This window comes from Reyranella sp. (genome assembly GCF_965227665.1).
Lineage (GTDB): Bacteria > Pseudomonadota > Alphaproteobacteria > Reyranellales > Reyranellaceae > Reyranella.
Map to the genome: position 1 here is coordinate 1,445,467 of NZ_OZ245767.1, position 19,534 is coordinate 1,465,000.

The window sequence follows — 19,534 nt, forward strand, 5'->3', positions numbered from 1 at the left end:
TCTCTTGTGGGGTTCGCTCAGCGGCCTTGCGCCGACATGGCGAAGTTGAAGTTGTCGAAGGTGTTCTCGGCGACGCGGAACCAAAGGTTCTCGTCCGACCGGAAAGCCTTGAGGCTTTCGTAGATCTTCTTGAACTTCGGGTCCTTGGCCGCCAGCTCGTCGTAGAACTTGTAGGCCTCGTTGAAGCAGGGCTCGAGCACCGAGCGCGGGAACGGCCGCAGTTCGGCGCCGCCCGCCACCAGGCGGCGCAGGGCGGCCGGATTGCTGGCGTCGTACTTCGGGACCATCCAGGACGTCACCAGGCCGGACGCGACCTCGACCATGCTCTGGTAGTTCTTGGGCAGCTTCTCCCAGGCCTGATTGTTGATGTACAGCGAGCCGCCGGAGCAGCCTTCCCACCAGCCGGGGTAATAGTAGTACTTGGCGACCTTGTTGAAGCCGAGCTTCTCGTCGTCGTAGGGGCCGACCCATTCGCAGGCATCGATCGTGCCCTTCTCCAGCGCCGGATAGATGTCGCCGCCGGCAATCTGCTGCGGCACCACGCCGAGACGCTCCAGGATCAGGCCCGCGAAGCCGCCGACGCGGAATTTCAGGCCCTTCATGTCGTCCATCGACTTGATTTCCTTGCGGAACCAGCCGCCCATCTGGCAGCCCGTGCCGCCGAAGACGAAGGAGCGGAAGTTGTACTCCTTGTAGAAATCGTTGATCAGCTGATGACCGCCGCCGAAGTACAACCAGGCATAGAGCTGGCGCTGGTTGAGCGAGAACGGCAGGCCGGTCTCGAACACGAAGTTCGGGTGCTTGCCGAAATAGTAGTAGGCGGCGGTCTGGCCGGCCTCGACGGTGCCGTTCTGCACCGCATCGGCCACCTGCAGGCCGGGGACGATTTCGCCGGCTGCGAACGGCCGGACCTGGAACTTGCCGTCGGACATCTCGCCGATGACCTTGGCGAAAAGCTCGGAGCCGCCGTAGAGGGTGTCGAGCGACTTCGGGAAGCTCGACGTCAGACGCCACTTCACTTCCGGCATGCTCTGGGCAATGGCCGGCGCGGCAATCGTCGTCGCGGCTGCAACTCCCGCGGCACCAACGCCCGCCGTCCTGATAAATTTCCTGCGCTGCATTTTTCTGTTTCCTCCCGTGGTTGCCTTCATGGCCCCCTTCAGCGCTTGCAACACTGGCATGCGAAATTGGATTTGAAAAGCGCCCGACGACCGGAAATTCCTTAAATATATGCAATCTTCAGCCGTGAATTGAGGCCGTCCGGGCAACAAAAAGCCCCGCCGAAGCGGGGCTTTCGATCGGCAGAACGGTTGGTTCTAGAGCTTGTTGGCGGCCGACTGGCGCGCCATGAAGTTGTCGAACGTGTTCTCGGCCACACGGAACCAGAGAACTTCTTCGCCTCTGAAGGGCTTCCAGGAATCGTAGACCTTCTTGAATTTGGGGTTCTTGGCGATGGTCTCGGCATAGAGTTCGTTGGCGGCGCTGAAGCAGGCCTCCATCACCGATTGCGGGAACGGGAGGAACTTCGTTCCCGCTGCCACCAATTCCCGCAGCGCGCGCGGGTTCTGGGCATCGTACTTGGCGACCGACCAGCTCACCGTGTCGCCCGAAGCGACCGCGATCGCTTCCTTGTACATCGGCGGCAGGGCCTCGTACGCCTTCTCGCCGCAGTAGAGCGACAGGGCCGCGCAGCCTTCCCACCAGCCAGGGTAGTAGTAATACGGCGCAACCTTGTTGAAGCCGAGCTTCTGGTCGTCGTACGGGCCGACCCATTCGGCGGCGTCGATCGTGCCTTTCTCAAGAGCGGGGTAGATGTCGCCGCCGGCGATCTGCTGCGGCACGACGCCGAGCTTGGCCATGACCTGGCCGGCGAAGCCGCCGATGCGCATCTTCACACCCTTCATGTCCTCGGGTGTCTTGATCTCCTTGCGCCACCAACCGCCCATCTGGGCGCCGGTATGGCTCATCAGGAAGGAGACCAGCTTGTATTCCTTGTAGAACTCTCGCATCAGCTCGAGCCCGCCGCCGAAGTAGACCCAGGCGTTGTGCTGGCGGGTGTTGAGGCCGAAGGGCAGCGCCGTATCGAAGGCGAAGGTCGGATCCTTGCCGACATAGTAATAGGCCGCGGTGTGGCCGCACTCGACGGTCTCGTTCTGGACGGCGTCGACGACCTGCAGGCCGGGGACGATTTCCCCGGCGGCGAAAACGCGGATCTGGAACTTGTTGTCGGTCAGCGCGGCGACGCGCTTGGCGAAGTACTCACCAGCGCCATAGATCGTGTCGAGAGATTTCGGGAAGCTCGATGCCATGCGCCACTTCACCTCGGGCATCGACTGGGCAACTGCCGGAGCCGCAAGGGCGCCGGCCGCAGCCGCGGTCGCACCGCCGACCCCGGCCGTGCGCAGGAATTTGCGACGTTGCATTAAAATCTCCCTAGTTCTTTTGCTTGCCGAACGCGCGACTTCTGCCACGCGAACAAACTTTGTTGGCGCGGTTATCGCATAGCGAAGCGGCGATGAAAAGCAGTTGCCTGCTCCCTGCAGGCAAATAAAAACCCCGCCGAAGCGGGGTTTTCCAGATGCACAGGGCTGAGCAGCCTAGAGCTTGTTGGCCGCCGACTGGCGCGCCATGAAGTTGTCCATCGTGTTCTCGGCGACGCGGAACCACAGCACCTCCTCGGCGCGGAAAGGCTTCCACGTCTCGAAGATCTTCTTCCACTTCGGGTTCTTCTCATTGAGCTGAGCGAACACATCGTTGGTCGCGTTGTAGCAGGCCTCGAGGATCTGCGCCGAGAACGGCAGGAGCTTGGTGCCGGCCGCGACGAGCTCGCGAACCGCCTTCGGGTTCTGCGCGTCGTACTTGGACAGCATCGAGGTGTGCGCCTTGGCGGCGGCGGCTTCGACGATTGTCTGGTAGGACTTCGGCAGTTCCGCCCACTTGGCCAGATTCACGTAGGCCGAGAGCTGCGGGCCAGCCTCCCACCAGCCGGGATAGTAGTAGTACGGCGCGACCTTGTTGAAGCCGAGCTTCTGGTCGTCGTACGGACCGACCCACTCCGCCGCATCGATCGTGCCCTTCTCCAGCGCCGGATAGATGTCGCCGCCGGCGATCTGCTGCGGCACCACGCCGAGACGCGTCAGGACCTCACCCGCAAAGCCGCTGACGCGGAACTTCAGGCCCTTGAGGTCGTCGACGGTCTTGATCTCCTTGCGGAACCAGCCGCCCATCTGGGCGCCGGTGTTGCCACAGGGGATCGAGTGGATGTTGTAGTCCTTGAAGAAGTCGTTCATGGCCTGGCGCCCGCCGCCCCAGTTCCACCAGGCATCCTGCTGGCGCGCGTTGAGGCCGAACGGCACCGCGCAGTCGAGCGCGAAGGTCAGGTCCTTGCCAACGTAGTAATACGACGCGGTGTGGCCCATCTCGACCGTACCGTTCTGGACCGCGTCGGCGACCTGGAGACCCGGGACGATCTCGCCCGCGGCGAACAGACGGATCTGGAACTTGCCGTCGGTGGCGTCAGACACATACTTCGTGAAGAGCTCGCCGGAACCGAAGATCGTGTCGAGCGACTTCGGGAAGCTCGACGCCATACGCCACTTCACCTCGGGCGCGGATTGCGCGATGGCCGGAGCGGCCAGAGCGCCGGTGGCGGCGACGGCGGCGGTGCCGACGCCGGCCGTACGGATGAACTTGCGACGTTGCATGAAACTAGGACTCCCAGCTCGTGTTGCAGAACGGCACGTAAGCCGCCTGATTTGCGCGGCTTATGACATGCGCGCTGCATCGAATGAAAGGCTCAATGCATGAGCAATAGAGTGAGCGCCAATGCGCCCACTGCAATGCGGTACCAGGCAAAAGCGGTAAAGCCGTGGCGGCTGATGAATGCGACGAAGGCCCGGACCACAAGGAGGGCCGAAAAGAAAGCGGCGAGGAAGCCCAAGGCGATGACGCCCCCGTGCTCCCAGCTCAACGTCGACCAGTTCTTGTAGAGGTCGTAGACGGTCGCCCCCAACATCGTGGGCATGGCGAGAAAGAACGAAAACTCCGCCGCAGTCGCACGATCCACGCGAAAAACACGGGCGCCCATGATCGTGGCACCCGACCGCGAGACGCCCGGAATCATCGCCACGCACTGGCAAAGCCCGATGTAGAGAGCGGTCTTGAGGTCGATTTCGTCGAGGCTCTTGATCCGGGGCCGCTGCGCCAGACGCTCGATCACGAGAATGGCGATACCGCCCACGATAAGGGCGATGGCAACCACCCACGGGCTGAACAACACCGACTTGATGTACTTATGGGCCGCCACGCCGATGATCGCGGCCGGAAGGAACGCCACCAGGATGACCAGTGCGAAGCGTGTCGCCTGCTTGTCCCGCTCCAGGACGCCCCTCGCGGTCGTCCAGATCTTCGCGCGATAGAGCAGGCAGACGGCGAGGATCGCGCCGAGCTGGATCACGATCTCGAAGACCTTGCCCGGCGGCCCCTGGAAGTCGAGCAACTCCTCGGCGAGGATGATGTGGCCCGTCGACGAGACGGGCAAGAACTCGGTAAGACCTTCGATAACGCCGATCAGCAGCGCCTTCCAGATCAGCGTCAGGTCCATGCTCAATCCTTGAAGCGTTTGGCCCGCGGCCAGCCCTTCTCCGGCATGCGCCCGGCCTGCGCACGCTCGCCCCGCCAGAATTTCAACTCGGCTGCCGGGATGGTCCGGTTGCCCCACGGCAAACCGTCCGAGAGCACGAAAGCCTGGGCATCCGAGAGCAGGTCGCCCTTCGACTTCTGCAGCAGCACGCCCCTGCCCCGCCCCATCTCCGGCACCTGGTCGAGCGGGAAGATCAGCAGCTTGCGCCCCTCGCTCAGCACGGCGATCTGGTTCGCGCCGTCGGGCACGACACCCAGCACCTGCGCCTTTTCCTTGTCGGCCAGGTTCAGGACCTGCTTGCCGTTCTTGGTCTGCGCCACGACCTCGTCTTCCGGGACGATGAAGCCGCGGCCGGCATCAGACGCAACGAGGAATTTGCGACCGCCCTTGAACACGTCAACCTGGACGATGTCCTGCTCGTTGCCCAGTTCGATCATCAGCCGGATGGGCTCGCCGTGACCGCGCGCGCTTGGGAGGCGATCGCAGCCCACCGTGTAGAAGCGGCCGTTGGTCGCGAAGAGCAGGATCTTGTCGGTCGACTGGGCGTGGATGGCGAAGCGTGCAGTATCGCCTTCCTTGTACTTGAGTTCGCCGGCCGCCTTGTCGTCGAGATGGCCCTTGGCGGCGCGGATCCATCCCTTCTCGGACAGGATGACGGTGACCGGCTCGCGCTCGACGAAATCCTCGATCGCATGCTCGATCTCCGCCGGCGCGTCCGCCAGTTCGGTCCGACGGCGTCCCAGTTCGGTCTTGCCGCCGAACTTCTTCTTGGTTTCGCGCACCTCGTCGGCGATGGCTTCCCATTGAAGGCCCTCGTCCTTGAGCAGGGCCTTGAGATCCTTGCGCTCGGCGCTGAGCTTCTTATGCTCGCCGCGGATCTCGAACTCCTCGAGCCGGCGCAGGGCACGCAGGCGCATGTTCAGAATCGCCTCGGCCTGCATGTCGGTGAGCCCGAAGGCCTTCATCATCTTCGGCTTGGGCTCGTCCTCCTCGCGGATGATCTTGATCAGCTCATCGAGGTTCAGATAGGCGATCAGGTAGCCGTCGAGGATCTCCAGCCGTCGCTCGATCGCAGCCAGCCGGAAGGTCGACCGCCGCACCAGCACCTCGCGCCGATGATCGAGGAAGGCCTGCAGCGCCTCGCGCAGGTCCATGACCCGGGGTGTGTTGTCCTTGTCCAGGACATTGAGGTTCAGCGGAAAGCGCGTTTCTAGATCACTGAGCTTGAAGAGCTGCTCCATCAGCAGCTCGGCCGGCACGTTGCCGGTCTTGGGCTCCAGCACGATGCGCACGTCGTCGGCCGACTCGTCGCGCACGTCCTCCAGGATCGGCAGCTTCTTGGCGTTGATGATCTCGGCGATCCGCTCGATCAGCTTCCCCTTCTGGACCTGGTAGGGAATCTGTGTGACGACGATGCGGTACTGGCCCCGCGGAAGCTGTTCGACCTCCCACTTTGCGCGCAGGCGGAAGGCGCCGCGGCCGGTCCTGTAGGCCTCGACGATGGCCTCGCGCGGCTCGACCAGGATGCCACCGGTCGGAAAGTCCGGCCCCTTCACGAGGTCGACCAAGGTCTCGATGCGCGAGTTGGGAGTCTTGATGAGATGCAGCAGCGCGTCGCAGAGCTCGCCGACATTGTGCGGCGGGATCGAGGTCGCCATGCCGACGGCGATGCCCGCGGCTCCGTTGGCCAGCAGGTTCGGGAAGCCGCCCGGCAGAACGATCGGTTCTTCCGTCGAACCGTCGTAGTTCGGCCGGAAGTCGACGGCGTTTTCGTCGATGCCGCCCAGCAGGGCCTCGGCCACTTCGGTGAGACGCGCCTCGGTGTAACGCATCGCGGCGGGGTTATCGCCGTCGATGTTGCCGAAATTGCCCTGGCCCTCGATCAGCGGATAGCGCGCCGCGAATTCCTGCGCGAGGCGCACCAGCGCGTCGTAGATCGACTGGTCGCCGTGCGGGTGATACTGGCCGATCACGTCGCCGACGACGCGGGCGCTCTTCTTGAAGGCGCTGTTCGGATCGAGCCGCAGCTGCCGCATGGCGTACATCAGCCGGCGATGCACGGGCTTCAGCCCGTCGCGCACGTCCGGCAGCGACCGCGACATGATGGTCGACAGCGCATACGACAGATAGCGCTCGCGGAGCGCGTCTCCGAATTGCACCGGCTTCACTTCCGCCAGTTGGACGACGTTGTTGCGCTTTGCCATGGACCAGCGTGACGAGGGGAAGAGCCGCAGTTCCTGCCGTGGCCCGATTGTTCTAGCGTTGGAGCGATTCCATAAATCTCGACCGGGCGGGAGGCAAGGGCTTGTTGTGCGGCCAAAAAACGTGCCGTTCGAGGAAAAAGCCCGTCAGGTCAAAGCCGTGGCGCAGCTCTTCGTCGTCGGACGGCAGCCCGCCGGTGGATAGAAAGTCCGGCAGCAGAAGCAGCTTCTCCTTATAGGGTCCGGCGGCATCTCGGGAGACGGCGCGGCCCGTCTTGGGCGAGACATAGGCCAGCCCCTCGGTCGTCCCCGTGGCCGCGCATTTCTCCAGATCGAGGCCGAAGCCCAGCTCCTGCAGCAGGCCCAATTCGAGCCGGACATAGATCGTCGGCCAACCGGGGTGCCCGAGTGAGCCCAGAAACGCCCGGAACCCGTCGAACATCGCCGGATGCGGCTCGCGCTCGGGGAGGGCGGCGTCAATGACGGCGCAGGCTGCCGCCAGCCCGGCCAGCTCCGAAGCGTCGTCCATGGCGCGCGCCGCATGCGGCTCGCGCAGTTCGCCCGAGAAGTTGCCGAGCTGTTCGGGAAGCCGTCCCCGCCAGGCGACCTCGACCAGGTTACCGGACTGCCAGATGGGGCGGGCCCGCCGCGAGACGCCGCCGGGGACGAATCCGGAATGGCGCCCATGATCGCGCGTCAGCAGCGACACGACGAGGCCCGTCTCTCCGTGAGACCGCGCCGTCAGCACGATGCCTTCGTCGTTCCATTCCATGCCCGTGTATGCCCCGCCCGGACAAATCGCGCTAGGTTGCGCCATGGCGAAACGCCCGGGGCCGATATCGAGACGGCGGGCCCTGCAGGGCGCAGCCGCGCTCGCCGCCCTGCCCGCTCGTGTGTTCGCCCAGACGGACACCGGCGGGCGGCCACGCCTGATTCAGGGCGTCCAGTCCGGCGATCTCGGGTGCGACGGCGTGACCCTGTGGAGCCGCGCCGACCGGCCCGCACGCATGATCGTCGAATACGCCACGACCGAGAGTTTCACCGACGCCCGCCGGATCGAGGGGCCGCTCGCGCTTGAAGGGACCGGTTTCACGTCACGCCTGCGTCTCGGCGACCTGCCGCCGGGCCAGACCATGTTCTATCGCATCGCCTATGCCGATCCGGCCGTCGCGGGCGCCACGAGCGATTGGGTGCATGGCCGTTTCCGCACGCCGTCGGCAGCCGCAACGGATGTGAGCTTCGTATGGTCGGCCGACACGGTCGGCCTGGGTTGGGGCATCAATCCCGACATTGACGGCATGACGATCTACGAGGCGATGCGCTCGCTGGCCCCGGACTTCTTCGTGCATTGCGGCGACACGATCTACGCCGACGACCCGCTGGTCCCTGAAAAGAAACTGCCGGACGGACGCCTCTGGAAGAACCTCACCACCGAGGCGAAGTCGAAGGTCGCCGAGACGCTCGACGAGTTCCGCGGCAATCATCTCTACAATTTCCTCGACGCCAACCTGCGCCGCTTCAACGCCGAGGTCCCGACGATCGCCCTGTGGGACGATCACGACGTCGTCGACAACTGGTACCGGGACCGGCGCCTCGACACCGATCCGCGCTATCGCGAGAAGGACATCGGCGTGCTGGCCCGGCGCGCCGAGCGCGCCTTCCGCGAGTTCGTGCCCCTCGCCGACGGGCTCGACGGGCCGATGCGCCTCTATCGCAAGTTCTCGTTCGGGCCGCGTCTCGATCTCCTCCGCCTCGACATGCGGAGTTTCCGCGCCGCCAACGGTCCCAACCGGCAGGAGGTGGCGGACAAGGACACGGCCCTTCTCGGCCTCGAACAGGTCGGATGGCTGAAACAGGCGCTCAAGGCCTCGACGGCGACCTGGAAGATCGTCGCGGCCGACATGCCCCTCGGCCTCGTCGTCTACGACGACTGGCGCCGCACGTCCGGCTTCGAGGCCGTGGCCAATGCCGATGACGGGCCGCCTTCCGGGACTTCACGCCGTTCTGCGAATTCGTGTCGGGTCCGCTCTCAGCCGGCGGCTTCGGCCCCGACGCCCTCGATGGCACGTTCGGCCCGCAGGTCGTGTTCCAGAAGGTGCCGCCGCCGGGCCGCTTCGATCTCTCGCCGCTCGAAGGCTCCTGCCACTTCGGCCACGTCAGGATCGACAGGAAGTCCGGCGTGATGACGGTCAGTCACCGCGATGCGGGTGGCACGTCATTCACTCGCTAGAATTGATGCCATCATAGAAACAAGAACTCAGTCATCCTGAGCGCAGCGAAGGATCTCACGGCTGATAGGGAGTCCGCCGGTCGCGCCGCCAGGTCCTTCGCTTCGCTCAGGACGACAGTTGTGAACGGCCTGACGCCGTCGCTTCAAGACTGATAGTCCAGCCCGATCGTGCGGTAGTGCGAGGGATCCTCGGCCCAGCGTTCGCTCACCTTCACGTGCAGGAAGAGATGCACCGGGCGCTCCAGCATCTGCGAAAGCTCGTGCCGGGCGCGCGCGCCGATCTGCTTGATGCGGGCGCCTCCCTTGCCGAGGAAGATCGCGCGCTGGCCCTCGCGCTGGACATAGATGATCTGCTCGACCCGGACACTGCCGTCGGGACGGTCCTCCCATTTCTCGGTCTCGACCGCTGCCTCGTAGGGCAGTTCCTGGTGGAGCTGCAGGAACACCTGCTCGCGCGTCACCTCTGCCGCCAACAGGCGCAGCGGCAGGTCGGCGGCCTGATCCTCCGGGTAGAGGAACGGGCCGGGCGGGACGGCGAGCGCGAAAGCGGCGAGCAGGTCGTCGATGCCATCCGCCTTGAGAGCGCTCACCATGAAGGTGCGCTCGAACGGCACGATCGCGTTGAGTTCGGCGGTGAGCGCGAGCAACGTCTCGCGCGCCACCAGGTCGATCTTGTTCAGGACAAGGATGCGCGGCGTCTTCGAATCCTTCAGCCGCTCGGCGATCGCCTTGGTCTCCTGGCCGATACCGCGCTCGGCATCGACCACCAGCGCCACCAGGTCGGCATCGTCGGCGCCCTGCCAGGCGGCGGCGACCATGGCGCGCTCCAGGCGGCGCTTGGCCACGCGGAAGATACCGGGCGTGTCCACCAGAATGACCTGTGCGCGGGACGCACCCGCTCCCATGTCGGGAACGTCCGCCATGGCGATGCCGATCACGCGCATGCGCGTGGTCTGCACCTTGGGCGACACGATGCTCACCTTGGAGCCGACCAGCCCATTCACCAGGGTCGATTTGCCCGCATTCGGCGCGCCCACGACGGCGACGAACCCGGCCCGCGTTGCAGCTGTGCTCATGGCCCGTTCAACCTTTCCAGCAATATCATGGCAGCGAGCCGCTCGGCCTCGCGCTTGCTGCCGCCCCGGCCGCGCGCGGGATCGTGCCCCTTGAGGATCGCGTCGACCACGAAGACCGGCGCATGCGGCGGACCCTCGCGATCGATCTCGAGATAGACCGGCAGCGGCAGGCGGCGCGCCTGCGCCCATTCCTGCAGGGCCGTCTTGGGATCGCGCGGCACCGCCACCCGGCTGCTCAGCCGGTCGCCCCACAGCACGGCCACGCTGGCCGCCGCGGCTTCGAGCCCTGCATCCAGGAAGATGGCGCCGAGCAGCGCCTCCAGTGCATCGGCAAGGATGTTGGGCCGCACAGTGGTGCCCTGGGTACGCTCCGAATCGCCGAGCCGCAAAAGGTCGCCGAGGCCTATTTCCTTGGCGATCTCGACCAGCGTCTCGGCCCTGACCAGCGCCGCGTGTCGGCGCGCCAGCTCACCTTCGCGCTCGTTCGGGAAGCGGCGCAGCAGGAGATCGGCCATGGCGAGCGACAGGACGCGGTCGCCCAAGAATTCCAGCCGTTCGTTGCCGTTCGGGAAGGCCGCCTTGAGCTCGGGCCGGCGGTCGAGCGCGCTGCGATGGGTCAGCGCTTCCGAAGCCAATTCGGGTTGCGCGAAAACATGCCCCACCCCCTTCGACAGCGCCGCGAGATCGACGTCTGTCGACTTCAGTGGATTGCCATGAAGAAGCGGTTCCAGCGTATCGCCTCGGGCCATTTCCACGGCTCCAGCCAGCCGGCGGCCGACGGATCGTGCGAGAAGAAGATGAACTCCGCGCGCCCGACGAGGTTCTCGGCGGGCACGTACCAGCCGAGCTGGTCGCGATCGCGTGTCGAGCCGGAGAAGTCGCGCAGCATCAGCCGCGTTCGACTGTCCAGCGAGTCGTCGCGATTGTCGCCCATGACGAAATAGCTGCCGGCCGGCACCAGGAATTCCGGCGTGTTGTCGGCCATGCCGTCGTCGCGATATTCGAGCACCGTATAGCGGCGGCCGTTCGGCAGGGTTTCGCTGTAAAGCGTCCCCTTCTGATAGTGGCCGTTGTTGCCCTTCACATGATCGCCGACCTTCAGCCGGTCGACCGCCACGCCGTTGATGTGCAGCAGGCCGTTCGTCACCTGGATGCGATCGCCCGGCATGCCGACGATGCGCTTGATGTAGTCGGTGCGGTTCACGCCCTGGCCCTGGTCGCCGGGATACTTGAACACGGCGACGTCACCCCGCTCGGGCGGCGAGCCGAAGATCCGTCCGGAAAAGACACCGAGCGAAAACGGGAAGGAATGCTTGCTGTATCCGTAGGAATACTTGGACACAAACAGGTAGTCGCCCACCAGCAGGGTCGGGATCATCGAACCGCTGGGAATGTTGAAGGGCTCGATGGCAAAGGTCCTGACGACCAGTGCGATCAGGACGGCATAGACCACCGTCCGGACGGTTTCTCCCCATCCGCCGGTCTTTTCCTGTGCTCTCTTGCGACGCTCAGCCACGTCCGTCATCGCCGTACCAGTTTCAACGAGCCGCGGCTATAGCAGGGCCCGGCGCCCCTGTCTCCCGCCCCAGCCGCGGCATCGAAGCCCCGGCGATCCCCCACAAGTGCGCTCCGGTTCATGGATTGGGCACCGCCGAGATGATCACGACTGCTTGAGCCAGCGGGTACTCGTCCGTGATGCTCAGGTCGATCTGAGCCGTCATGCCGGCGGGCGTGATCTTCTGCAGACGCGCCAAAGCGCCCCCGGTCAATGCCAGGGTGGGCTTCCCGCTCTTCTGATTGATCACACCCATGTCACGCCAGAAGACGCCGGCGCGCAGGCCGGTGCCCAGCGCCTTGGCGCAGGCCTCCTTGGCCGCGAAGCGCTTGGCGTAGCTCGCAGCCCGGCTCGCGCGGCCTTCGGAGCGCTTCTGCTCGACCTCCGTGAAGACGCGCTGGATGAACCGCTGGCCGAAGCGCTCCAGGGACTTCTCGATGCGCCGGATGTCGCAGAGGTCGTTGCCGAGGCCGATGATCACGCGGGCGCACCCCCGGCCCGAGCGGCATCCATGATGCGCCGCATTTCGCGGATCGCCGATTCCAGGCCGACAAAAATCGCCTCGCCGACCAGGAAATGGCCGATATTGAGTTCGCGAACTTCGGGAATGGCGGCGATCGGCCCGACGTCGGCGTAGCTCAGACCGTGGCCTGCATGGCACTCCAGGCCGAGCGTGGCACAAAGAGCGGCCGCTTTTCGGATGCGCTGCAGTTCCGCCTGCTTAGGCGGGCCCTCGATCTCGCAATAGCGGCCCGTGTGCAGTTCGACGACCGGCGCGCCGAGCGCAACGGCCGCCTCGAGTTGGCGGGGATCGGCCTCGACGAACAGCGAGACGCGAATGCCGGCATCGCGCAGCCGGGCGATCATCGGCCTCAGGTGATTGTGCTGGCCGGCGGCATCGAGCCCGCCTTCGGTCGTCCGCTCCTCGCGCTTTTCCGGCACGATGCAGGCCGCGTGAGGGCGATGGCGCAGGGCGATCCCCACCATCTCCTCGGTCGCCGCCATCTCGAAATTTAGCGGCACCTTGAGGTCACGCATCAGGCCGTCGATGTCGGCATCGACGATATGGCGCCGGTCCTCGCGCAGATGGGCGGTGATGCCGTCGGCCCCGGCCGCCTCGGCCTGGCGCGCCGCCCGCAGGGGATCGGGCAGATGCCCGCCGCGCGCGTTCCGCACGGTGGCGACGTGATCGATGTTGATGCCGAGACGCAGGGGATGGAGCGCAGTCATACGCAACTTTCGCGGAGAGAGGACGAGGAAGCCGTCAATTGCGGGCGCGCTCGACGGCGTTGATGGCGGGGGTGGCGCGCAGCGCTGCGGTGATATCGGCCAGGTGCTTCACGTCGGATACCTCGACGTCGATCACCATGTCGAAGAAGTCCATCGACCGGTTGACGATGCGCAGGTTGGAGATGTTGCCCTCGTGGCGGGCGATCACCGTCGACAGGCTGGACAGGCTGCCGGGCTGGTTGGCGACGGTGATCTTGAGGCGGCCCGTATAGACGCCGCCCCCGCCCTCGCTCACCGAATCCCAGCCGACATCGATCCAGCGCTCGGGCGCTTCGGAGAAGCTCTCCAACGTGGCGCAGTCGATCGTGTGAATGGTGACGCCCTTGCCGGTCGTGATGATGCCCACGATGCGGTCGCCGGGCAGCGGGTGGCAGCAGCGCGCGAAGTGCACCGCCATGCCGGGGATCAGCCCGCGGATCGCGATCTGCTCGCCGTCCAACTTGCCCGCTCGCCCGCCCTCGCCGGCCTTTCCCGACTTGCTGGAACGCGCTCGCGAGATCGGCACCACGTCGGCGCCGCCCTTCCGCGGCTGCTTCAGCCCCGGATAGACCGCCGTCACGACCTCACGCGCACCGACCAGCCCGGCGCCGACCGTCGCGATGAGATCGTCCGTCGAGGCCTGCTTGAAGTTGAGGCGCACACCCTCGAGGCCCTTCTCGGTGACTTCGTAGCCTTCCTCGTGAAAGGCCTTGTCGAGCAGAGACTTGCCCAGCTGGATATATTGCTCGCGCTGGCGCGTGCGGATGAAGCGGCGGATCGCGGCCTTGGCCTTGCCGGTGACGACGAAGCGCTCCCAGGTTGGCGACGGGGTCTGCGCCTTCGACGTGATGATATCGACCTGGTCGCCGTTCGAGAGCTGCGTGCGCAGCGGCAGCATGCGGCCGTTGATCTTGGCGCCCACGCACGTGTCGCCCACCTGGCTGTGCACGGCATAGGCGAAGTCGATCGGTGTCGCGCCGCGTGGCAGCGCGATCAGCTTGCCCTTCGGCGTGAAGCAGAACACCTGGTCCTGGAACATCTCCAGCTTGGTGTGCTCGAGGAATTCCTCCGCATTGGGCGCCTTGTCGAGGATGTCCATGAGGCTGCGCAGCCAGGCATATTGCGGCGCGTCCGTGGATGGCCCGCCTTGCTTGTAGATCCAGTGGGAGGCCACGCCGCGCTCGGCCTGGTCCTGCATCTCCTCGGTGCGGATCTGGATCTCGATGCGCTGCCCGAGCGGCCCGATGACGCCGGTATGGAGCGAGCGGTAGCCGTTGGGCTTGGGAACCGAGATGTAATCCTTGAAGCGTTGCGGCAACACCTGATAGCGGCCGTGCAGCAGACCGAGCGCCTGGTAACACTGCGCCACGTCCGCGACGATGATGCGGAACGCCATGATGTCGGAGAGCTGCTCGAAGGACACGTTCTTCGTCTGCATCTTCCGCCAGATCGAATAGGGCGTCTTCTCGCGGCCCGAGACCTGGGCCTCCAGCCCGCCCTCTTTCAGCGTCCTCACCAGTTCGACCTCGATCTGGGGGACGAGCTTGTCGCCGCGCTCCCGCAGATAACCCTGGCGCGCCAGCACCGAGGCTCGACCGTCGGGATTGAGTTCGGCGAAGGCCAGCTCCTCGAGTTCGCGCTTCACCTTCTCCATGCCGATGCGCGAGGCGAGCGGCGCGTAGAGGTCCATCGTCTCGCGCGCGATTCGACGGCGGCGCGCCGGCTCCTTGATGTGATGGAGCGTGCGCATGTTGTGCAGGCGGTCGGCGAGCTTCACCAGCAGCACGCGGATGTCCGACGACATCGCCAGCACCAGCTTGCGCAGGTTCTCGGCTTCCTTGGTGCTCTCCGACTGGATCTCCAGGCGCGACAGCTTGGTGACGCCGTCGACCAGCCGGGCGATGTCCTCGCCGAACAGGCTGGCGATCTCGTCGCGCGTGGCGTCGGTGTCTTCCAGCGTGTCGTGCAGCAGCCCGGTGACGATCGAGTCGGTGTCGAGCCGCATCTCGGCCAGCAGGCCGGCGACCTCCACGGGATGCGAGAAATAGGGGTCGCCCGAGGCCCGGAGCTGGTTACCGTGCTTCTTCAGGCCGTAGACGTAGGCACGGTTGAGAACGTCCTCGTCCGCATCCGGATCGTAGGACTGTACGCGCTCGACAAGTTCGAATTGGCGAATCATGGCAGTCGCCCACTATATGGGGACGATTGCGCTCACTCCACGACGTTTGCGCAAATAGCAGGCTGAGCCCTTTTAGGGCTCAGCCCGCCGTCCGGCTATTCGGCGACGTCGTCTTCCTCGGCCATCGGCAGCGCCTTGGGCTGGGCGGCTTCCGCACCGCCCTGGGCCAGCGCCGCGGCCAGCTCCTGCTCGAGCTCGGCCATTTCGTTGACCTCCTCGGGTTTGTCGACGTCGGCATGCTTCTGCATGCCCGAGATCAGCGAGTCCTTCAGGACGGTCTGGTCGAGCTTCACTTCCGCGATCTCGCGCAGCGCCACGACCGGATTCTTGTCGCGATCGCGGTCGAGCGTGATCTGGGCGCCGGCCGAGATGTCGCGGGCGCGCTGGGCGGCAAACATGACCAGTTCGAAACGGTTGGGGACCTGCACGATGCAGTCTTCGACGGTGACACGCGCCATGTCGGGAACCTCAAAATTTCCTGGAAGCGGCGGGTTATACCTGTCCCTGTCCAAAAGGCAAGCCGGCGGGCCCAAAGGGCTCGGCAATCTGGTCGGGAGGGAGGGCTTTCAGCAGCTCCCGGATGGAGGCGCCCGAGACCGGATGGCGCCACGCCGGCGCGAGATCGGCCAAGGGCCGCAGCACGAAGGCCCGACCGGTCATCCGGGGATGCGGCAGCGTCGCCCGCGAAGGCCCCGGAGGCGCTATTCCCCCCCGATAATCGAGCAAATCCAGGTCGATCAAACGGGCTGCATTGGGCACGCTGCGGACACGGCCGAACAGGTCCTCGATCTCATGCAGGACGGCCAGCAGCGCGTCCGCCCCCAGCGAGGTGGCGATCTCGGCCACCACATTGACGTACCAGGGCTGGTCCGAGGCCGGCACCGGCGCCGTCCTGTACCAGCGCGAGTATCGCAGAACGCGCACTTGGCGCCGGTCCAGCTCGAGCAGCGCGGCCTGCAGCGTCTCGCGAGGCGAGGCATAGGACGGGTGGGGCAAATTGGCTCCGGCCCCTATGAAAATCGGTCGACGGTTTCCGTTGTCCACCAGCAAGCGCCCTCAACCTCTTGTGATCTATGGGTGAAATACCTACTGTTAATATACTTTCGGTAGAGCATGGGCTAACAGCCTCGGCTGCCTGCATTTTTTTGCTCGACCTGCGCATATTTTTTTTAAAAGGGCATGATCGCCATGAAGGGCCATTTTTACGAGAACGAGCGCGCCGCGCTCTTCATCGACGGCGCAAACCTCTACTCGGCCGCCCGCGCCTTGGGATTCGACATCGACTATCGCCGCCTGCTGAACGTCTTCCGCGAAAAGGGCCATCTGGTCCGCGCCTATTACTACACGGCGCTGGTGGAAGATCAGGAATACTCGCCCATTCGGCCGCTGATCGATTGGCTGGACTATAACGGCTACACCATGGTCACCAAGCCGGCCAAGGAATTCACCGATGCCATGGGTCGTCGCAAGATCAAGGGCAACATGGACATCGAGCTGGCCATCGATGTGCTCGAAATGGCGGACCATCTCGACCACGTGATCCTGTTCTCGGGCGACGGCGACTTCCGACGGCTGGTGGAGGCCGTGCAACGCCGCGGCATCCGGGTCTCGGTCGTAAGCACCATCAAGTCCGCGCCGCCGATGGTGGCGGACGAGCTGCGCCGCCAGGCCGACGAATTCATCGAGCTGTCCGAACTGGCGCCCCTGATCGCCCGCACCCCGTCCGAACGGGCGCCCCGCCCGGCCGTCGCGCCGCGCGAAGGCGACGCCGATATCGACGATGCTCCCTCTGAGTCGCTGATGCGGTCGGCCTGAGGCCTTCGGCGTCAGTGTCCGCTCAGGCCTTCGAAGAGCCGCCGCTCGACTGCCCGCGCTGTCCGAGGCTCGCGGCTTTTCGCCACGACCTGCAGGGCAAGTTCCCGGACTGGAAGAATGCGCCGGTCCGGTCGTTCGGCAAGCTTGAGGCCCGGCTGCTGATCGTCGGATTGGCCCCCGGCATGAAGGGCGCCAATCGCACCGGCCGGCCCTTCACCGGCGACTATGCCGGCGACCTCCTCTATTCGACGCTGCTCAAATTTGGCTTCGCCCAGGGCACCTACCAGGCCGATCCCAATGACGGGCTGCGGCTCGTCGACTGCCGCATCGCCAACGCCGTGCGCTGCCTGCCGCCTGAGAACAAGCCGCTGCCCGTCGAGTTCACCGCCTGCCGGCCGTTCCTGCAGTCCGAACTCGCCGTGATGCCGAAGCTGCGGATCCTCGTGGCCCTGGGCAAGGGCGCCCACGACCAGATCCTGCGCGCCCTGACCGTTCGGCCGGCGGGCGCCTACCCGTTCATCCATGGCCGCCTGCACGAGCTTCCGACCGGACTGATGCTCGCCGACAGCTATCACTGCTCGCGCTACAACACGAACACAGGCCGCCTCACGACCGAGATGTTCCACCAGGTCTTCGACGGCGTACGACGCGCGCTCGACGCCTGACGCTTCGCGCAGAAACAGAAAAACCGACATCCCTTCGGCCGGAGCCGCTGGAATGTCGGTTTCTATGGTTGCGGGGGCAGGATTTGAACCTACGACCTTCAGGTTATGAGCCTGACGAGCTACCGGGCTGCTCCACCCCGCGTCAAATCAATCGCGCTGAGCGCGTGTTTATCGGGAATGTATATCCTTAGCGTTTGGAAGATCCGGCAGCGACCTACTCTCCCGTGCCTTGAGACACAGTACCATTGGCGCTGAGAGTTTTCACGTCCGAGTTCGGAATGGGATCGGGTGTACACCTCTCGCTAGAGCCACCGGATCGTCCGAACGCAAAGGATTGAGGTCTTAAAGTCGTGCACAAGGCCATGCAGCGGATGTCGACCGCTGCACGGAACGAATGAAGTCAAGCCGATCGAGCTATTAGTACCGCTAAGCTGAATGCATCACTGCACTTGCACATGCGGCCTATCAACGTGGTGGTCTACCACGACTCTCAGCGAGACCTAGTTTTGAGGCGGGTTTCACGCTTAGATGCTTTCAGCGTTTATCCCTTCACTACATAGCTACCCGGCGCTACGGCTGGCGCCATAACCGGTACACCAGAGGTAAGTCCATCCCGGTCCTCTCGTACTAAGGACGGCTCCTCTCAAGTCTCGAACACCCACAGCAGATAGGGACCAAACTGTCTCACGACGTTTTGAACCCAACTCACGTACCACTTTAATCGGCGAACAGCCGAACCCTTGGGACCTGCTCCAGCCCCAGGATGTGATGAGTCGACATCGAGGTGCCAAACACCACCGTCGCTGTGGACGCTTGGGTGGTATCAGCCTGTTATCCCCGGCGTACCTTTTATCCGTTGAGCGATGGCCCACTCACGCGGAACCACCGGATCACTATGGCCGACTTTCGTCCCTGCTCGACTTGTCAGTCTCGCAGTCAGGCGGGCTTGTGCCATTGCACTCAGCAGCCGATTTCCGACCGGCCTGAGCCCACCATCGCGCGCCTCCGTTACTCTTTGGGAGGCGACCGCCCCAGTCAAACTACCCACCATGCAGGGTCCCGGATCTGGATGACAGACCGCGGTTAGACATCAAAGAACAAAAGGGCGGTATTTCAAGGTTGCCTCCACCCGAGCTAGCGCCCAGGTTTCAAAGGCTCCCGCCTATCCTACACATCCATTCTCTAATGCCACTGCAAAGTTGTAGTAAAGGTGCACGGGGTCTTTCCGTCTAACTGCGGGTACCCCGCATCTTCACGGGGAATTCAATTTCGCCGAGCCCATGTTGGAGACAGCGGGGAAGTCGTTACGCCATTCGTGCAGGTCGGAACTTACCCGACAAGGAATTTCGCTACCTTAGGACCGTTATAGTTACGGCCGCCGTTTACCGGGGCTTCAATTCAAGGCTTGCACCTCTCCTCTTAACCTTCCGGCACCGGGCAGGCGTCAGACCCTATACTTCGCCTCACGGCTTAGCAGAGCCCTGTGTTTTTGGTAAACAGTCGCCACCCCCTAGTCTGTGCCCCTCTGACGAGACCGTCAGAGGCCCCCTTATCCCGAAGTTACGGGGGTAAATTGCCTAGTTCCTTCAACATGGTTCCCTCAAGCGCCTTGGTATACTCTACCAGTCCACCTGTGTCGGTTTAGGGTACGGTCTATACGCTGGGGCTATTTCCTGGAACCCTTGGGCCGCCCGAGCATTCGCCAACGAGCTCGGGCCACTTTTCGGATCCGTCACCACCAGCAGGCCCACGAATATTGACGTGGTTCCCATCGTCTACGGCTGTCGCCCTCGACTTAGGGGCCGGCTAACCCTGCGCGGATTGACCTTGCGCAGGAACCCTTGGACTTACGGCGAAAGCGTCTCTCACGCTTTTTATCGCTACTTATGTCAGCATTCTCAC

Annotated in this window: 17 protein-coding genes, 1 tRNA gene and 2 rRNA genes (1 of these 20 cut by a window edge); 3 read left to right on the plus strand and 17 right to left on the minus strand. The window is 64.5% G+C overall.

The window, feature by feature from the left end:
- Positions 1 to 17 precede the first annotated feature (17 nt).
- The 6 genes from ACO07I_RS06935 to recO all read right to left on the minus strand — a co-directional run bounded on the left by ACO07I_RS06935 (position 18) and on the right by recO (position 7,615).
- Positions 18 to 1,121 carry a TRAP transporter substrate-binding protein gene (locus ACO07I_RS06935; protein WP_422015659.1) on the minus strand — a complete coding sequence of 368 codons (1,104 nt, stop codon included), beginning with the start codon at positions 1,119 to 1,121 and terminating at the stop codon, positions 18 to 20.
- Positions 1,122 to 1,316: 195 nt separating this feature from the next.
- Complete coding sequence (locus ACO07I_RS06940) at positions 1,317 to 2,423, minus strand: TRAP transporter substrate-binding protein (RefSeq protein ID WP_422015661.1); 1,107 nt, start codon at positions 2,421 to 2,423, stop codon at positions 1,317 to 1,319.
- A gap of 174 nt (positions 2,424 to 2,597) precedes the next feature.
- The gene (locus tag ACO07I_RS06945; RefSeq protein WP_422015663.1) at positions 2,598 to 3,704 is read right to left on the minus strand and encodes a TRAP transporter substrate-binding protein; all 1,107 of its coding nucleotides are present in this window, start codon (positions 3,702 to 3,704) and stop codon (positions 2,598 to 2,600) included.
- A 92-nt stretch (positions 3,705 to 3,796) separates the two neighbouring features.
- The gene (locus ACO07I_RS06950; protein WP_422015665.1) at positions 3,797 to 4,603 is read right to left on the minus strand and encodes an undecaprenyl-diphosphate phosphatase; all 807 of its coding nucleotides are present in this window, start codon (positions 4,601 to 4,603) and stop codon (positions 3,797 to 3,799) included.
- A 2-nt stretch (positions 4,604 to 4,605) separates the two neighbouring features.
- Positions 4,606 to 6,846, minus strand: coding sequence for a DNA topoisomerase IV subunit A (gene parC / locus ACO07I_RS06955; protein ID WP_422015667.1), 2,241 nt, complete (start codon positions 6,844 to 6,846; stop codon positions 4,606 to 4,608).
- Between the two features lie 52 nt (positions 6,847 to 6,898).
- Positions 6,899 to 7,615: a DNA repair protein RecO gene (gene recO, locus ACO07I_RS06960; RefSeq protein ID WP_422015669.1), complete on the minus strand. Its 717-nt coding sequence runs from the start codon at positions 7,613 to 7,615 to the stop codon at positions 6,899 to 6,901.
- A 43-nt stretch (positions 7,616 to 7,658) separates the two neighbouring features.
- Here recO and ACO07I_RS06965 point away from each other — a divergent pair, with 43 nt between their 5' ends.
- A complete protein-coding gene (locus tag ACO07I_RS06965; RefSeq protein ID WP_422015671.1) occupies positions 7,659 to 9,026 on the plus strand; it encodes an alkaline phosphatase D family protein in 1,368 nt (455 codons plus the stop codon).
- A 190-nt stretch (positions 9,027 to 9,216) separates the two neighbouring features.
- Here ACO07I_RS06965 and era read toward each other — a convergent pair whose 3' ends face one another.
- The 8 genes from era to folK all read right to left on the minus strand — a co-directional run bounded on the left by era (position 9,217) and on the right by folK (position 16,196).
- The gene (era, locus tag ACO07I_RS06970; protein ID WP_422015673.1) at positions 9,217 to 10,149 is read right to left on the minus strand and encodes a GTPase Era; all 933 of its coding nucleotides are present in this window, start codon (positions 10,147 to 10,149) and stop codon (positions 9,217 to 9,219) included.
- Positions 10,146 to 10,898 (minus strand): ribonuclease III, encoded by a 753-nt coding sequence (gene rnc / locus ACO07I_RS06975; protein ID WP_422015675.1) that lies wholly within the window; start codon positions 10,896 to 10,898, stop codon positions 10,146 to 10,148. Before rnc ends, era begins: the two co-directional genes overlap by 4 nt.
- Positions 10,850 to 11,674, minus strand: coding sequence for a signal peptidase I (gene lepB, locus ACO07I_RS06980; RefSeq protein WP_422015677.1), 825 nt, complete (start codon positions 11,672 to 11,674; stop codon positions 10,850 to 10,852). The genes rnc and lepB overlap by 49 nt, the downstream gene beginning before the upstream one ends.
- A 109-nt stretch (positions 11,675 to 11,783) precedes the next feature.
- The gene (gene acpS / locus ACO07I_RS06985; protein ID WP_422015679.1) at positions 11,784 to 12,185 is read right to left on the minus strand and encodes a holo-ACP synthase; all 402 of its coding nucleotides are present in this window, start codon (positions 12,183 to 12,185) and stop codon (positions 11,784 to 11,786) included.
- Positions 12,182 to 12,934 (minus strand): pyridoxine 5'-phosphate synthase, encoded by a 753-nt coding sequence (locus ACO07I_RS06990; RefSeq protein WP_422015681.1) that lies wholly within the window; start codon positions 12,932 to 12,934, stop codon positions 12,182 to 12,184. The genes acpS and ACO07I_RS06990 overlap by 4 nt, the downstream gene beginning before the upstream one ends.
- 34 nt (positions 12,935 to 12,968) lie before the next feature.
- A complete protein-coding gene (locus tag ACO07I_RS06995; protein WP_422015683.1) occupies positions 12,969 to 15,152 on the minus strand; it encodes a RelA/SpoT family protein in 2,184 nt (727 codons plus the stop codon).
- Between the two features lie 95 nt (positions 15,153 to 15,247).
- Positions 15,248 to 15,610, minus strand: a complete 363-nt coding sequence (gene rpoZ / locus ACO07I_RS07000; protein WP_422015686.1) for a DNA-directed RNA polymerase subunit omega — start codon at positions 15,608 to 15,610, stop codon at positions 15,248 to 15,250.
- Between the two features lie 34 nt (positions 15,611 to 15,644).
- On the minus strand, positions 15,645 to 16,196 hold the full coding sequence (gene folK, locus ACO07I_RS07005) for a 2-amino-4-hydroxy-6-hydroxymethyldihydropteridine diphosphokinase (RefSeq protein ID WP_422018183.1): 552 nt from the start codon (positions 16,194 to 16,196) through the stop codon (positions 15,645 to 15,647).
- Between the two features lie 144 nt (positions 16,197 to 16,340).
- Between folK and ACO07I_RS07010 the strand changes: the two genes are divergently transcribed.
- Both ACO07I_RS07010 and ACO07I_RS07015 read left to right on the plus strand, forming a co-directional pair.
- Positions 16,341 to 16,967, plus strand: a complete 627-nt coding sequence (locus tag ACO07I_RS07010; RefSeq protein WP_422015688.1) for an NYN domain-containing protein — start codon at positions 16,341 to 16,343, stop codon at positions 16,965 to 16,967.
- Positions 16,964 to 17,632 carry a uracil-DNA glycosylase gene (locus ACO07I_RS07015; RefSeq protein ID WP_422018185.1) on the plus strand — a complete coding sequence of 223 codons (669 nt, stop codon included), beginning with the start codon at positions 16,964 to 16,966 and terminating at the stop codon, positions 17,630 to 17,632. The genes ACO07I_RS07010 and ACO07I_RS07015 overlap by 4 nt, the downstream gene beginning before the upstream one ends.
- A gap of 65 nt (positions 17,633 to 17,697) precedes the next feature.
- On the opposite strand, the gene ACO07I_RS07020 is transcribed toward ACO07I_RS07015, so the two are convergent.
- The 3 genes from ACO07I_RS07020 to ACO07I_RS07030 all read right to left on the minus strand — a co-directional run.
- Positions 17,698 to 17,774, minus strand: a tRNA-Met gene (locus ACO07I_RS07020).
- 59 nt (positions 17,775 to 17,833) lie between these two features.
- Positions 17,834 to 17,948 (minus strand): 5S ribosomal RNA (rrf, locus tag ACO07I_RS07025).
- 80 nt (positions 17,949 to 18,028) lie between these two features.
- Positions 18,029 to 19,534, minus strand: a 23S ribosomal RNA gene (locus tag ACO07I_RS07030) (it continues 1,224 nt past the right edge of the window).